This is a genomic window from Thermogutta terrifontis (genome assembly GCF_002277955.1).
Classification (GTDB): Bacteria; Planctomycetota; Planctomycetia; order Pirellulales; family Thermoguttaceae; genus Thermogutta; species Thermogutta terrifontis.
In genome coordinates this window covers 244,325-258,462 of the sequence record NZ_CP018477.1, presented here as the reverse complement: position 1 = coordinate 258,462, position 14,138 = coordinate 244,325, and the positions used below count along the sequence as shown (strand labels likewise).

Annotated in this window: 14 protein-coding genes; all 14 read right to left on the bottom strand. The window is 59.9% G+C overall.

Annotated elements, in window-relative coordinates; all coding sequences use genetic code 11:
• Positions 1 to 273 precede the first annotated feature (273 nt).
• The 14 genes from THTE_RS18505 to THTE_RS00910 all read right to left on the bottom strand — a co-directional run bounded on the left by THTE_RS18505 (position 274) and on the right by THTE_RS00910 (position 13,675).
• Positions 274 to 405, bottom strand: coding sequence for a hypothetical protein (locus THTE_RS18505; protein ID WP_257789935.1), 132 nt, complete (start codon positions 403 to 405; stop codon positions 274 to 276).
• A gap of 14 nt (positions 406 to 419) precedes the next feature.
• The gene (locus THTE_RS18250; protein WP_207651749.1) at positions 420 to 1,730 is read right to left on the bottom strand and encodes a hypothetical protein; all 1,311 of its coding nucleotides are present in this window, start codon (positions 1,728 to 1,730) and stop codon (positions 420 to 422) included.
• Positions 1,731 to 2,464: 734 nt separating this feature from the next.
• Complete coding sequence (mobA, locus tag THTE_RS00970) at positions 2,465 to 3,058, bottom strand: molybdenum cofactor guanylyltransferase (RefSeq protein WP_095413671.1); 594 nt, start codon at positions 3,056 to 3,058, stop codon at positions 2,465 to 2,467.
• A gap of 34 nt (positions 3,059 to 3,092) precedes the next feature.
• Positions 3,093 to 3,611: a MogA/MoaB family molybdenum cofactor biosynthesis protein gene (locus THTE_RS00965; RefSeq protein WP_095413670.1), complete on the bottom strand. Its 519-nt coding sequence runs from the start codon at positions 3,609 to 3,611 to the stop codon at positions 3,093 to 3,095.
• Positions 3,608 to 4,141, bottom strand: coding sequence for a cyclic pyranopterin monophosphate synthase MoaC (moaC, locus tag THTE_RS00960; protein WP_095413669.1), 534 nt, complete (start codon positions 4,139 to 4,141; stop codon positions 3,608 to 3,610). Before moaC ends, THTE_RS00965 begins: the two co-directional genes overlap by 4 nt.
• Positions 4,138 to 5,355 (bottom strand): molybdopterin molybdotransferase MoeA, encoded by a 1,218-nt coding sequence (locus THTE_RS00955; RefSeq protein WP_095413668.1) that lies wholly within the window; start codon positions 5,353 to 5,355, stop codon positions 4,138 to 4,140. Before THTE_RS00955 ends, moaC begins: the two co-directional genes overlap by 4 nt.
• A 98-nt stretch (positions 5,356 to 5,453) precedes the next feature.
• On the bottom strand, positions 5,454 to 5,861 hold the full coding sequence (locus THTE_RS00950; protein ID WP_095413667.1) for a molybdenum cofactor biosynthesis protein MoaE: 408 nt from the start codon (positions 5,859 to 5,861) through the stop codon (positions 5,454 to 5,456).
• Complete coding sequence (locus tag THTE_RS00945) at positions 5,858 to 6,142, bottom strand: MoaD/ThiS family protein (RefSeq protein ID WP_095413666.1); 285 nt, start codon at positions 6,140 to 6,142, stop codon at positions 5,858 to 5,860. Before THTE_RS00945 ends, THTE_RS00950 begins: the two co-directional genes overlap by 4 nt.
• Before the next feature lie 162 nt (positions 6,143 to 6,304).
• The gene (moaA, locus tag THTE_RS00940; RefSeq protein ID WP_237260244.1) at positions 6,305 to 7,294 is read right to left on the bottom strand and encodes a GTP 3',8-cyclase MoaA; all 990 of its coding nucleotides are present in this window, start codon (positions 7,292 to 7,294) and stop codon (positions 6,305 to 6,307) included.
• 576 nt (positions 7,295 to 7,870) lie between these two features.
• Complete coding sequence (gene folP / locus THTE_RS00930; protein ID WP_237260176.1) at positions 7,871 to 8,722, bottom strand: dihydropteroate synthase; 852 nt, start codon at positions 8,720 to 8,722, stop codon at positions 7,871 to 7,873.
• A 141-nt stretch (positions 8,723 to 8,863) separates the two neighbouring features.
• Complete coding sequence (locus THTE_RS00925; protein WP_095413662.1) at positions 8,864 to 10,387, bottom strand: oligosaccharide flippase family protein; 1,524 nt, start codon at positions 10,385 to 10,387, stop codon at positions 8,864 to 8,866.
• Between the two features lie 16 nt (positions 10,388 to 10,403).
• Entirely contained in the window at positions 10,404 to 11,438 is a 1,035-nt protein-coding gene (locus THTE_RS00920) for a uracil-DNA glycosylase (RefSeq protein WP_095413661.1), read from the bottom strand.
• A gap of 28 nt (positions 11,439 to 11,466) precedes the next feature.
• Positions 11,467 to 11,952, bottom strand: a complete 486-nt coding sequence (locus THTE_RS00915) for a PH domain-containing protein (RefSeq protein ID WP_095413660.1) — start codon at positions 11,950 to 11,952, stop codon at positions 11,467 to 11,469.
• A gap of 550 nt (positions 11,953 to 12,502) precedes the next feature.
• Positions 12,503 to 13,675: a hypothetical protein gene (locus THTE_RS00910; RefSeq protein WP_095413659.1), complete on the bottom strand. Its 1,173-nt coding sequence runs from the start codon at positions 13,673 to 13,675 to the stop codon at positions 12,503 to 12,505.
• Positions 13,676 to 14,138: the final 463 nt, after the last annotated feature.

Below are 14,138 nucleotides of genomic sequence, written 5' to 3'. Positions count from 1 at the left end.
CGTTCGCAAAGACCTCGTCAAGTACGCGGTAGCCTGCCCCCTCCCCACTTTTTTGCAAAGACCGGCGACGTGCCACGGCACAGTGTTGTAGGGGCAAGTCATGAATTGGCCGTACCGCCGGATCGGAGGGGCACGCCTGTCGTGCCCGGTGAAGGGGAATGGGTCATCAGTCGGTGTTCATCGGACCCGACAAGCAGGTCCCTCCGGGTTGAATCTCGCTCCTACCCGAACCGATGTGGAGGTCCGCGTCGGTATAAAAAGTGTGGGGATGAGTCAGCGCCGTGTCACCCATTCCAGAAAGTAGAGAAAGATACAACCAACGAGAAGTCCCAAAACATCGTTGCTGAAAAAGATCACGGCGACCCAAAGCAGAGCAAAAAGCAAGTCAATCCCATTTGGTTCCATGGCATGTATGATCCTTAACGTGAGGTTGTTGAAGAGCCAAGGACCGCTTCCGTACCGGCCTCGGCCGCCTTTTCACCAGCCCAGTAACCCCCGATGGCCCCGGCGATTCCGCCGACTGCACCACCGATGACGGTTCCCACTCCGGGGCAGATTGCCGTGCCGATAGCGGCCCCAATGCTCCCTCCTGCTTCGGCACCGGCCAACGCACCAGCCCAGCCGCCCACGCAACCTGTCACATTTTTGGCGTGCTCCAGGTTGCGTTGCTCTCGGGTGATTTCGCCCTTCTGATAGGCTTCTTCCACTTCGTGCGAACGGTAAATCCTGACTCCCACGTCCACCGCCACCGCCACAGGCCCCGCCACCTTGGCCGCCTTTCCCAGGCCCGTCATCGCACGTTCTGCCTTGGAGGCCGTCGCCGCCACTTCCACGGCTTCCGCTGCCCGGGCAGTTCCGCGTGTCGCTTGCAGGGCCCCTTCCTCAGCCGCCACCGCACCTCGCCCCACGCGACCAGCCTGCTTAATCTCTTCACCGGCCTCCGGGAGCGCCTTGGTCAGCGTTTCCATGCCCCGGGCGACACTGCCCACTTTTTCTGAGTTCTCACGAGAAACCATTGTCCGCCGCGGAAGTTCCTCAACCGTGGGTCCTGTCAGGCGCAAACGCTCCATGGCCGCCTGTGCCAGCGCACGGACCTCTTCAGCACATTCCGAGTTCCTGTGCACGGACTCCAGGATCACCCGACCAGGTCGGCCCAGCACGTGCTCGGTGCGGACCACCTCAACGCGAAGGTTATTATTCAAACCTGCCTTGAGTACCTCTTCCGCGGCCTTCCGCTCAACCGCTGATGCTTTGGGATTGATGGCCATTCGCTCGGCCGACTTGACAGCCCATTGACCGGTGCCCTGCTCATAGCCATATGCCCGACCCAACGGAGACGTCCCGCCTTTGGCCTCGATGACCACGATTTCACCCGTCCTGGGATCACGATAGACCTGGTCCAGACCTTGAGGGATGGTTCGTCCGACGCCATCGAAAATCGGCTCATAACCCCTGCTTTTCGCATAGGCGCGAGCACCTTCTTCGCCGATCTCTTCTGCAATGGGGTTGCGTTGTTCCAAAGTGGCACGGATCCAGTCTTCACGGCGATCGGTGAGAGAAGGAATGTTGTGGATGACAGCCGGCAGATCCAAATCGAGCGGTGACGTGACTTCCACCGATGGGGCCACTGCGACAGCCTGCGCGTTGGCCTTCTGATGGATTGCCCCGATCAAAACAGCGACAAGCAGCCCCAAACGCACGAAACGGTTTGTGAGATGGCCGAGTGTCATACGCGACTCCACGTTCTTGCGACTCTTCGTGGGAACTTGTTGTTTTCCATCCGTCTTTTACGCTGTGGTCGCGATGTCCATAACAAAAAATTTCATAGATACCGGCAGGGAAATTAAATGTGACTATGTTGCTAATAACAGTCTCGTAGTAGTCTCAATGCCGAACGATATGAAGGATATGAAGAGCGGGATATGCGGCGAGCTGCTCTGTCGTTTTTCTCAACCCACTGCAGGGCTGACGCCTCCCCACTTTTTAAAGAGCAGCTACGTGTAACGGCACAATGCGTTGTAGGGGCAATTCATGAATTGCCCGTACATGATTTGCCTCTACCAGAATGCGAGTGAATTGGGGGCGATCATCCAAGGTTAACATGCGGACCTGACAAGCAGGTCCCTCCGGAATTTTTTCGGAGGGGCACGCCTGTCGTGCCCGGTGACCGGGGAATGGATCAATGATCGGTGTTCATCGGACCTGACAAGCAGGTCCCTCCGGGATTTTCTCGGAGGGGCACGCTTGTCGTGCCCGGTGAAGGGGAATGGGTCATCAGTCGGTGTTCATCGGACCCGACAAGCGGGTCCCTCCGAAAGTGGACCTGATGAGCAGGTCCCGCCGGGTTGAATCTCCCGAACCCATGGTGGGGTCCGCGTCCCCTTTAGAAAGAACGTGGGAACGAGCGAGACGGCGGGGACGGGGAACAAGGCAAGATAGATAAAACACAAAGACTGCCCGAGACTCACGCTTCCGGTTGGCGCGCCATCTTCAACCACTCTTCAGCGCGGCGGAAATCGTCCGGCGTGTTGATTTGCACGATCGGCGGCCAATCTGGCGGAAGGGCCACCGACACCGCGGGCACCGCCGCGAGGAGTTCTTGAAGACTCCAACGCCCGGCCGTTATTGCCTCCTGCACACGAGGACGAATATCCCGGGAATAAAGTGCGCAGAGCGGCTCCCATACGTCGTGGTGAAAAGCCACGGCAAGCGAGTTGGCGCGACGCGCGCTCATCAGTCGGTCAATCCACGAGGCCTTCACAAGCACCAGGTCGCACGACAACAGAAGCATCCAGGGTTCGCGGAGATCATCCAGGGCGGTGATCAGACCGCCCAACGGCCCTTGACCGGGAGATAGATCCCCGATCGTCCGCAGTCCCAGCGAGGAATACTTGCCCGGCCTGTCAGCCACCACGGTCACTGAAGTTGCAAACGGTGTCACCATTCGCGCCAGCCGAACCAGGAGAGGCTCACCAGCGAGAGTCGCCAGGGCTTTATCACTGCCGAATCGCCTGCTCTTACCACCGGCCAGAATATAGACGGGAATTCGATCGACCATAAATATTCACAATCCGGCCGTACCTTCGTGAAACTTACCGAGGATCGCCGTGGGCGCGTTGTTCATGCCCTTCACCGTGAAGCATGGCAATGGCATGGGGAATAACATCGGCAATGGCGGCAAGGGTCTCGAGCGCGCCCCGGGGAGAACCGGGAAGGTTAATCACCAGAGATCGTCGGACCACACCGGCCTCCCCCCGCGATAAATAGGCCAGAGGCGTTTGCGGAAGGCAGCGCAGTCGGGCAAGTTCCAGGATGGCCGGCCAGGGACGATCCAGGATGCGGCGAGTCGCTTCAGGTGTGACATCCCGCGGCCCAAGGCCGGTTCCCCCCGTGGTCAGAATGAGGTCCGGGGGTGGTGCGCCTTCGGCCCAGGTTAAAATCTGTCGGCAGATCAGATCAGCGTCATCCGGGAGACAGGCCGCCGCGAGGACTTCCGCCGACCACTTCTCTCGAACAAACTGCACCAGGGCGGGACCGCTGCGATCCTCGCTTTCACCCCGAGAACAACGATCACTGCAGGTGAGGACGGCAACGCGAAACGGCGTGATCATTTTGCGTCTTCTTCCCGTCGATCGGGTGCCCGGTAGTCCCCGTGCTGGCCCCCACTCTTTTCCAGAAGCCGCACGGATTCGATGACCATTCCCCGGTCCACACTCTTGCCCATGTCAATGACGGCGAGGGCCGCCACCGCGGCGGCCGTGAGCGCCTCCATTTCCACTCCCGTGCGACCCGTCGTGTGGACTTCTGCTTCGATGACCACAGTCAGGTCCCGAAGTTCCACCCGGACATCGACCCAGTCCAGGGGGAGGTTGTGACAGAGCGGGATCAATTCGCCGGTACGTTTGGCGGCTTGAATCCCAGCGAGCGACGCGACGGTGAACAGGTCGCCCTTGAACAGCGACTGCGACTGAATGATTGCGGCAAGCTCCGGCGAAACACGGACGCGGGCCTCAGCCAAGGCGCGACGAAGGGACTCGGGCTTGTGGCTCACGTTGACCATGTTCGCCCGGCCGTCCGCCCAGTGGCTTGGCCTCTTCTGCGATTCAAGATTCTCTCTCTGAACCGACGAGTCACCGGTCATAGCAGGCTCCAGGGAAAATAATGGCGAAGACCTGTTCCTACCGTATTCGGCGGAATTTCCACAAAGCCATCAGACCTGGCAGCAGACACAAGGTCTCCCGAGCCCCGCGTCGGCAGGAATTCCGCGACGGCCTGTTCCACAAGGCGTACCGGCCGATACAGCCACAGCGTGGGGTTGCTCACCTCGGGATCATTCACCTCCACCAGGGTGGGACGCGGCTGCCAGCGGGAAATCCCACCCAAACGTCGCAGCACCATGCCGGCGAAGCGACAGGCGGTGACCAAAACGGAGACGGGGTTGCCGGGAAGCCCCATCACCGGCCTGTCGTGGCACATCGCCCCCAGGAGAGGTTTTCCGGGACGGATGGGCAACTTGTGGAAGACAATCGTCGCGCCAATTTTTTCCAGCGCGGGCCGAACGAAGTCCGTATCTCCCATCGAAACGCCGCCCGTCATCAACACCAAATCCACCTGATCGAGGGCTCCCGTCAGGGCCGCGACCATTTGGTCCAAATCGTCCGGGATATGCTGGAGCAGCCGCAATTCCAGGAAAGGCACCATGCTCAGCAATCCCCGCAGCGACCACGAATTGCTGTCGTGAAGCTGCCACGGTTGGACTGTGTCATCGACGGCCACCAGCTCATTCCCGGTGACCAAGAGGGCCACTCTGACCCGCCGAAACACCCGCACCCGGCTGTGCCCGAAGCCCGCGCACGCCCCCAGAATGGGTGCCGTCACGAGCGTTCCTTCCGGGACCACGGTTTGCCCAGCGGAGATGTTCTCTCCCTGAAACCGGATGTCCTGTCCCCGCGAAACGCCCAGTTCGGCGGGAACCTCAATGTGCGTCCCGTGTTCCCGGACCCACTCGCGACGAAGCACCGTATCCGCTCCTTTGGGGACGGGCGCGCCGGTCACGATTCGAATCGCGGAGTGCGGCGCAAGCTCTAACGGGGGCTGACCGATCCGCGCCTCGCCGATCACCGGCAACACAGCCGGACGATTCTGCAGGTCCTCCCAACGTACGGCATAACCGTCCATGGCGCTGACATCGAGCGGCGGGCTATCGCGATCGGCGACCAGCGGCACCGCCAGCACACGTCCCACTGCCTCAGAAAGTTCCACTTCTTCAGCCTCGACGGGAGAAAGTGAATCGGCCCACCGCGCTACCGTCTCCCCCGGACTCGCTGTGTCTGTTCGTTCCCTGTTGGTGCTCATAGGTCGTCTTTCATTCGCCTCGATGTCGGTACCCAAAATCTGATTTTCTTCAGATCAGAAACGGGAGATCACTTCCCTGCGCGATGAACAATGTCCCCTCAACCTGCCTCATCGGCCGTCGTGTCTTCTGGGACAGGTTTTTTCCAAATGGGAACATCTTCCTTAAGCCGATCGATAAACCACTGGCTGGCACGAAATACCTCCTGTCGATGGCACCCGCTCACCACAAGCCGAAAAGAGCACTGCCCCACCGGCACAAATCCCCGGCTGTGTTCCACGACCACCGTCGTGACACCGAAATCACGGATCAATGACTGGGCGAGCTCCTTGAGGAGGTTTTCTGCCATGGGAGAGTAGACCTCGTAAGTCAGCCCCGAAATTGGCCGCCCCTCTTCCAGCCGGCGGACGATCCCTTCAAAGACCACCACGGCTCCGTCATCGCCTGTGGTCTGAATGCGAGCTGTCTCAGCCAGTGGACCGTCACAAATCGCTACCCGAACTGTCATCCTCCCGACACCTTTCCAATGAGCGCGATCTCGTCATCCGGTCCAAGGGGCGTATCATCGGCGGCAAATCGGTGATTAACGGCCACCCGAATCTGGTTCATGAGTGGCCCCAACTTCCCATGACGATAGGCCAGCCAATTCCGCAAGTCGCGGACCGTCCGAATCCCCTCTTCGGCCGGCACAGAAATCTCGCTGGTCCCCAGGAGAGTCGCTTCGGCCCCAAACAGAAGCACCCGGAGCGACCCCGACGTTCCCTGTTTAATTTGATCGACCTGGTCCATGGAACGCTTCCCAACCTGGATTCGCCAATTTGCCAAAAGAAAGATTGCAGGGAATATCCTTGCCGTCAACGGGGTCCCGAGGTTCGCCGTACTGAAACACCCGAGTCTTCCTCACGCGATCCCTGCTGCTGGGAATAAGGACCGCACTTTCGCAGCGTGCCGCTACCCACCCAGCACAGTCATCATCGTCATCCCGTAGCCTGGGTGAACCGGCTGTTTGCGCCGGAGCGCCTGTTCTATCAGCAGATCCAAGCGGGCGGAATCAAACCTCGGTCGCAAGGCGGGGAGCAAGTCCACGGGTTGGTCCGTCATCAAACACGCGTGGAGACGGCCCTCTGCCGTGATACGAATGCGATCGCACTGACCACAAAAGTGTTCCGACATCGGCGTGATGAAGCCGACCCTGCCGGTATGTCCATCCTGGAGGATCACCTCATAGAGTCGCGCCACGCCTTTCCTCTCGGAAACAGCGTGAAATTCACGCACACTCGTCAGCCGGGAAATCATTTCCTGGACGGGAACGAACAGCTCGTTCCATCGGGCACTTAAAGGTCCGATGGGCATCAGCTCGATGAAGCGGACTTCCCAGCCGTTCGCCAATCCCCACTGAAGGAGTTCGTCCAATTCATCATCGTTGATGCCCCGCATGACGACACAGTTCACCCGAATGGGGAGAAGTCCCGCCCGACGCGCGGCCTCAAGTCCACGAAGTACTTCGTCCAAACCATCGACTCCGGTAATCTGGCGAAATCGCCCAGGATCAAGAGTATCCAGACTGACATTGATCCGGCGGAGGCCCGCGGCCGCAAGGCTTTCCGCAAGCGCTTCCAATCGGAGACCGTTGGTCGTCAGCCCCAGATCAGCAAGCCCCGGAACACTCGCTACCTCACGGACGATCTCCACAATATCCGCCCGGAGGGTGGGCTCACCTCCCGTGATGCGGACCTTCTCCACGCCATGCCGGGCCACCAGATGACCGACAAGCTGGCGGATCTCGCCAAGTGTCAGCAGAGTGTCGGCATGGGATGCCTGGGGAAGGATCGTGCCCGGAGGACGGCAATAGAGACACCGCATTCCGCACCGAGAGGTGACGGAAAGGCGCAAATAACGTATCTGGCGTCCCCAGCGATCTTCCAGCACCATTACCTTCACCAACACCGCATTCCGGCTCGGGCCATGAATCTTCGCCCACGGGTGTCCTCCCGAATTGGCCGCCGGAAAAGCCCGGGTGGTAACCCCATCAGCCCCGACTCACTTCGGCTCAATACTCCCCACCGAGCGCTTGGCACGCTCCCCAACCAGCGCACCTGTTTTTTCGCAAGACGTCAATTCTATCCATTTTGCTTGACACAATTGCTACTCTACGTCCGTTTTCGGTCCGCGTCAATCGCTTTCGATGCTGACACATCCGCACTTTTCCCGCGCCGATAGAAACGCGGGCGTCTCCACGGACTCGCGTGGGACCGGGGTTCAGCCCGGTGGGACGTGCTTGTCACGTCCGCTTTTCCGGTCCGAAAAAATTCCGGAGGGACCTGCTTGTCAGGTCCAATGAACACCGATCGATGATCCATTCCCCCGTCACCGGGCACGACAAGCGCGCCCCTCCAAACAATTTCTCGGAGGGACCCGCTTGTCGGGTCCGACCGACATCCATTTGATAACCCATCCCTCGTCGCCGGGCACGACAAGCGTGCCCCTCCGAAAAAATCCGGCTGCGATCTGCGAACCTCAGACATCTGGCTCGGGCTTGGACTCTTTCCACAGCCAGTCCAGTAACCGGCGGGTGATTCCCACGTCATGAATCCGCAGGATGTCCACCCCTGCCGCGGCCAGCAATAGGGAAACGCCCAAAGTCCCCTCTATCACTTTGCGAGCTTCCGCGCCTGTGATCTCGCGAATGAAGCGCTTCCGGGAATGGCCCACCACAAGCGGATATCCCAATTCTCGAAACCGCTGAATACTCCCAATAATCTGCCAGTTGTGCTGGGGAGTTTTGGCAAATCCCAGCCCCGGATCAATGGCCAGCTTCTCTTCGGGAATCCCGGCCTTTTTGAGGGCCTCGCATCGCTCCCGGAGGAATCCCCGTACTTCCTCTACCACATCCTGATAAACGGCTTGCTGCTGCATGGTCTGCGGCGTGCCCCGCATGTGCATCAAGCAGACGCCCGGCTGAAATTCGGTCACCACCTCCAGCATCGTGGGGTCGCCACGAAGAGCGGTCACATCGTTGACGATTTGCACGCCCGCTGCCAGAGCTTCTCTCGCCACCACCGCCTTGGAGGTGTCGATGGAGAGGGGAACCGACACGCGTTCCACCAGTGCTGTGATGACCGGCAGGACGCGACGGAGTTCTTCCTTTAACGAAACGGGCTGAGCGCCGGGACGGGTGCTCTCTCCACCCACGTCGATGATGTCGGCCCCCTCTTCCGCCAGTTGGAGGCCGCGCTCAATTGCCGCCGACGGTTCCAGGTACAGTCCGCCGTCCGAAAAACTGTCCGGCGTGACGTTGAGAATGCCCATCAGAAGCGGCCGACGGGCGAGCGACAGTGTCGTACTCCGCAACGACCAAATGTCAGCCATAGGCGCTTTCACACAAAACTGGATGCAAGGCTGAAATGCAGCCAATCTTTTCCACCGTTTTAATTTCCCTCGTGGTTCTGGATGATCCTCGCCTGACCGGAAGTCCTTGCAGAAAAAGCCTCCCGCGATTTCCCGCAAAATTCATGGGGATTGCTGCTGTTCACGGAGGGGCCGAATACCCCCGATGGCCCCTTTCGCATAGTACAGCAGTTCTCTCCGCGTGGCGAGGAAGTACACGCTGCAACCGAGGACGATCTTCACCGGCAAGGTGATCCAGGGTGAGGAGATTCCCCAATAGCGAAGGCCAACGTCGGCTGCCATGACGGCCACGGCCATCAGGAGGGAACCACCGATCGCCGGCCGGGCCGCAGTCACAAGCAAGCCCAGGGGCAGGCCTGCACAGCGAAACGCCCACGCAACGTAGGCCGGCACAACCAGCAAACCAAAGACGATCAGATACACCCACGCAAGGAGGATTACCCCGTTGAGTTCTCCCGGGGAGGCAAGAACCGCCACCAAAAAGGACAGGGAAGTCACAGCCGCCACCGGGATGCAGGCCTGGGCCATCTGGTCAGCGCGACCGACGGAGGAGTAGAGGCTCCCCATCACGTTGAAGATGGCCTGAGCGGGAATAAGAAGGGCGAGGATCTGGAGGACAGGTCCCGCAGACTCCCACTGCGGTCCCCCCAGCACGATCATCGTTTCCCGCCCGACAAGCGCCAGCCCGATCCCGCAGGGGAGCATACTCCAGGCGAGAAACCGAAAAAACCCTGCCGCGTAGGCACGGTACTCTTCTGGATGAGAACGAGCATGGGCCAGCGCCGGCAGCATGATTCCCGTCAGGGGTGAAACCACCAGGCTCACTGGCTTCTGGGCGAGATTGAAGGCCTGACCGTAAAGGGCCATGGCCTGCGTTCCCAGAAACCGTCCCACCAGGATTTTGTCAACATTACTGACAAGAAAGAGAAGGAGACTGCTGAGCGTGTAATGTCCCCCGAAGCGGAGAAGCTCGCGGCTGCCGGTTCGCCGCAGGATCCATTTCGGTCGCCATCCGGTGACTCCCCATGCGAGGAAGGTACTGGCCAGTGGCTCCGCATATTGCTGAATGATGAGGGTCCACACACCCGCCCCCAGGAGAGCCGCCACCACGGCGACTCCAGCGCCCACCAACTGGGAAAGGACACGAATTGCGGACAGTGTGGGTAAAGCCATCTTTCGCTGGAGCATGGCCTGGTGCTGGGCGCCGAGAGTGGTGGCCAGCGTGGTTCCCGACAGGGCCAGCGTTAATGTGAGCAACTCGGGCCGACCGTAGAATCGGGCAATCCACGGTGCGGCACAGGCGATGAAGATGGCCCCCGCAATACCCAGGATTTGCTGCGTCCAGAAAAGCGCCGAGGCCTGCTCGTCGCTGAGCTCCGTGTGCTGGATGGCCGCCACATCCAGGCCGGAATACACAAAGATTCGAACAAATGCCAAAAGCGGTAACACCATACCCAGCAAGCCATACGGTTCCAGGCCCAGCCTTCGCAAAAGAATCCCAAGCGCGACCAGAGAAAGAATCTGGGAAACGAGCTGGGCGAGAAAGATGGCGGTGCTTCCCCGCTGCACCGCGCGGGAAAGTGATTTCCCTCCCAGCGATCGCAGCGACGGGTCATCCCGCGTCATCTGGCGGTCCCTCTCATCAGGTCTCGGGGGTGGCGCGACGGGGAATAGGGCGCCCCATCACCTGGAGGAGCAATTTCAGGTCCTCCCAGGCTTCCCGCTTCATCGCCGGATTGCGGAGAAGAAAAGCCGGGTGATAGGTGCAGATCACCTTTGCCCCGTTATACTCCCATACTTTTCCCCGCAAGCGTCCGATGGTCAGGTCAGTGCCCAGCAGGTTCTGCGCGGCCACATTACCCAAGCAGCAGATAAATTTGGGCTGAATGACCGCCAGGGTCGCATCCAACCAGGGACGGCAGTTAGCCGCCTCTTCGCGGGTCGGCGTGCGGTTATTGGGCGGCCGACAGCGAAGAATGTTGCAGATATACACATCCTCCCGACGCATGCCCATCCCATTTGTAATCATTGCCGTCAGAAGTTGCCCTGCCCGGCCGACAAACGGAAAGCCCTGAACATCTTCGTCGTAGCCCGGGGCTTCTCCGATAAACACCAGCTCCGCGTAGGGATTGCCCACCCCAAACACGGTCTGCGTACGGTTGGCCACCAGTGCGGGGCAGCGGACACACTGAGCAACCTGTCGGGCTAACTCGGCCAGGATTTCCTCACGGGACTTGCCCTCCGGCAAACGCACACTCTGCCATCCCTGCCCAGTCCCCCTCAAAAGCGACAGTTGTTCCGCTCCCGGCACCGCTGTGGATTCAGCGGGAGGTTCTTTGCGGGACGCTGTTTCCCGGGCACGTTGTTTTTTAGGCATGGCGGGAGAAACCGGTTCGGGTGCTGGGATTGAGGCGGAGTCAGCGGACGTTGACGGGCCGGTCTCCCCAGGCGACGGTGTCGCCGCATCCCTCTGCGCGTTCGAGTCGGCAGGTTCCCCTGTCCAACCTCCGACAACCCCCGAGGAAACCGGCATCAGCAGGTGCTGGACACCCGCCCGCTGGAGGTCCTCGAAGTAGAGCCGGAGGCCACGCAAGATGGCCTCCTTCGGGGGAAACCCACCCGACGGCGTATCCGCCGCGGAACGAGAAATGGCGTTATCCTGGTGATGATCGGTCATGGACGCCCGTCAATGATCTCGCCTTTGGTCACGACGCGGCCCGCTGCCGCAGAGCTTCGATATCCAGAAACGCCTGCCGGGTGCGACGACACAAGCGGACAAAGTTTTCGGCCAGCGACACGCCTGGCAACACCAGGACAGGCTGATCACCCTTGAAGAACACGACGTCAGCCGCTCGCAGAGCCGCTTGTCCCGGCTGCGGCTGGGCGTCGATACGATCAACTTCGTCCCATCCGACGGCCGCCACCTCTTTGGGAATGATGCCCTCCATGATGATCACTCTGCGGTCGGTGACCACGTAACGCCGGGCACCCCCGGGACGTAAACGCCACAAGTAGGCCGCCGCTGCCAGAGGCGCGAGAAAGACTCCGGCGAGAATGGCCGCCCAGGGTCCCTTGCTTACGGCCCGTTCCCATACCCGCCCGATCCACCGACCGAGACGGAAGGCCGCAATCGACGGCCAGACGGTTTTCACAATGTGTTCTTCTGGCTCACGGATTTTTTCAACAGCCATGCCTTGTCTTTCAAAAAATTAGAATGTCGCAGCCCGCCCAGCAGCCCCAGCAACATGCGCGGGTAACCTGCAAAGGTTTCCCACATTTTGGGCCAAGCAGATTACTGATCACAACAAAAGTCACGCTGATTCCCACCTTAAAATGGATATTTTAGCATGCGCTACCCGCCTCGCCCATTTCCGACGAACCCTGATACCTCCCCAGTTTTCCCTCGGCAATCGGCGCGGACGTGCACACGGGTTCACCTCAGCCCGGAGGGACCCGCTTGTCGGGTCCGTATTCGGAGGGACGTGCTTGTCACGTCCGCCTGTCAAACTTGGATGATCCACCCCAATTCGCTCGCGTTTCGGTCGGGGCAATTCATGAATGGCCCCGACGACACGTTGCACCCCCGGCATCTCAGAGTTTTACAAAAGTGGGGATGGCTCACGCGTCGAACGGCGCCCATTCAATCGCCCGGACTGGTTCCCCAACAAACTTGCTTGGGCTGACGTGAAACGCTGTCCTTTTCGCCGTTCCTTCAAACCGGAGAAATACATCAACGCGTGTTTAAACACCGGGAATTTGCGTTGGATTCTGGCCTGTCCTGCGAATTTCGGTAGATGAGATGTCGTGGCGGAATTCGGATTCGCGGAGACCCTCGCACAAGGCACGCAGTTGCGGCGGGATGTCGACCTCATCAAGAGTGACGAACCGTCCCTGCACAACCCGTCCGAATACCAGAAACCGGCACCCCAGTTGAGAAATCTCCGCGATTGCCCGATCGCGCAGGCCCGGTTCATGCCTGTAATAACGTGGATCGGCAATCCTCAGAAGAGTGTCGATCCCCACCACAAATGTGCAGCCGGGAAACCGCCGTGCTTTCTCCAAAAAAGTGGGCAACCGGGTAAGCCAAACGCGCTCCTGAAGAGAGAACTGCTCCACCCGATGCTTCATTTCCACGTAATCCAGGGGCGGCTTATCCACATTCAGTATCGAGATTTCAAATTCGACGGGGCGTCCCAGCCGGGCCTCGGCCAGTCGCGCCATCCGGAGATGCCCCTCATGGAGCGGATTGAAGGCTCCGGGAAATATGAGCGGCGGACGGCCCTTTTCCCAATCGTGGGGCACGCCCACCGAAACGGCATCCACTTCGCCCAGCAACAGCGACCCCCAGGCGGGTGGTGCCTCGGCCTGGCGATGTTCGATCGACTCCCCGGTCAGGAGCGGAATCTCTTCATTGAACTGGACATCACACGCTGCGGCGATGCCCTGGAGAAACAGCCGACGGGCCACCTCTTCCTCTTCCCCCCGCGACCGTGCCCCTTTGTTGAGGACCAGTGAATAACTCCGCGTAAATTCGACTCGCTGGACCGCCACGTGAATGCGGTGGGGACCCTTTTTAGGCCGATCCGTTGCCAGGGACGCCGTGCAGGAGACCCCGGCCACCAGCACGTTGTTACCGCCCTCCGGATGCTCGGAAAGACACAGCTCACGGGCCCGAAGAAATGCCGCCATCGCCATGGCCCGCGCGGTGCCCTCCGAACACGCATGTTCGGGCGGACCGCCTAACCAATCCTGCAGCGAAGCGGGAGAGTATGGAATGCGCGCCTCGAGGACGGTTCGCGAGGCCCCCGGAACTTTCAGCAGATCGGCAATCGCCTGCGAACCCCCTCCCGCCGCCACCAGAACCGTCTGCCAGGGGGTTTCATGAATTCTACGAACAATGTCTTCAACGGCCATGATCTTTTTCCACCGGGCGAACACGTTCGTCCGAAATCACCCGGCCCCCTTTTTGTAAATCACAGTGCGCGATTCCGTAAGTATTCACTAATCGAATGCCCCCGCCCCCCAACCACTACCGGCAGTTTGATTATGCCCGGCAAAGCTGACGACTGCATCCCGATTCCAACCTTGTCGGCAGTCTTCATCGCAGACCGTGTGCCATCGGTCTTTGCCACTACAGGCCATCGTCCCATTGTAACGCAAAACAAATCACCGCTCAGTCTTCACCAATAGACCTTACAGCCGCTCCATCCTCTCAATTTGACATATTCGATACCGTGGGAGATGAGCTACAGTAAGAAAGAGGCGTCAACATGGAAGTGCCCACTGTCCAGAGGGCACCACACCATACAGGATTCACAATCGATGGACCCTGGACAATCAAGGCCACCAAACGCTTCGCATCTTCCTGAAGGATGTG

Coding starts and splice junctions, on each gene's coding strand:
- THTE_RS00955 (WP_095413668.1), bottom strand. CDS start 5,355: ATGAGCACCAACAGGGAACGAACAGACACAGCGAGTCCGGGGGAGACG.
- folP (WP_237260176.1), bottom strand. CDS start 8,722: ATGGCTGACATTTGGTCGTTGCGGAGTACGACACTGTCGCTCGCCCGT.
- THTE_RS00950 (WP_095413667.1), bottom strand. CDS start 5,861: ATGACAGTTCGGGTAGCGATTTGTGACGGTCCACTGGCTGAGACAGCT.
- moaC (WP_095413669.1), bottom strand. CDS start 4,141: ATGACCGGTGACTCGTCGGTTCAGAGAGAGAATCTTGAATCGCAGAAG.
- THTE_RS00915 (WP_095413660.1), bottom strand. CDS start 11,952: ATGGCTGTTGAAAAAATCCGTGAGCCAGAAGAACACATTGTGAAAACC.
- THTE_RS00925 (WP_095413662.1), bottom strand. CDS start 10,387: ATGACGCGGGATGACCCGTCGCTGCGATCGCTGGGAGGGAAATCACTT.
- THTE_RS18505 (WP_257789935.1), bottom strand. CDS start 405: ATGGAACCAAATGGGATTGACTTGCTTTTTGCTCTGCTTTGGGTCGCC.
- mobA (WP_095413671.1), bottom strand. CDS start 3,058: ATGGTCGATCGAATTCCCGTCTATATTCTGGCCGGTGGTAAGAGCAGG.
- THTE_RS18250 (WP_207651749.1), bottom strand. CDS start 1,730: ATGACACTCGGCCATCTCACAAACCGTTTCGTGCGTTTGGGGCTGCTT.
- THTE_RS00910 (WP_095413659.1), bottom strand. CDS start 13,675: ATGGCCGTTGAAGACATTGTTCGTAGAATTCATGAAACCCCCTGGCAG.
- THTE_RS00920 (WP_095413661.1), bottom strand. CDS start 11,438: ATGACCGATCATCACCAGGATAACGCCATTTCTCGTTCCGCGGCGGAT.
- THTE_RS00945 (WP_095413666.1), bottom strand. CDS start 6,142: ATGGACCAGGTCGATCAAATTAAACAGGGAACGTCGGGGTCGCTCCGG.
- THTE_RS00965 (WP_095413670.1), bottom strand. CDS start 3,611: ATGATCACGCCGTTTCGCGTTGCCGTCCTCACCTGCAGTGATCGTTGT.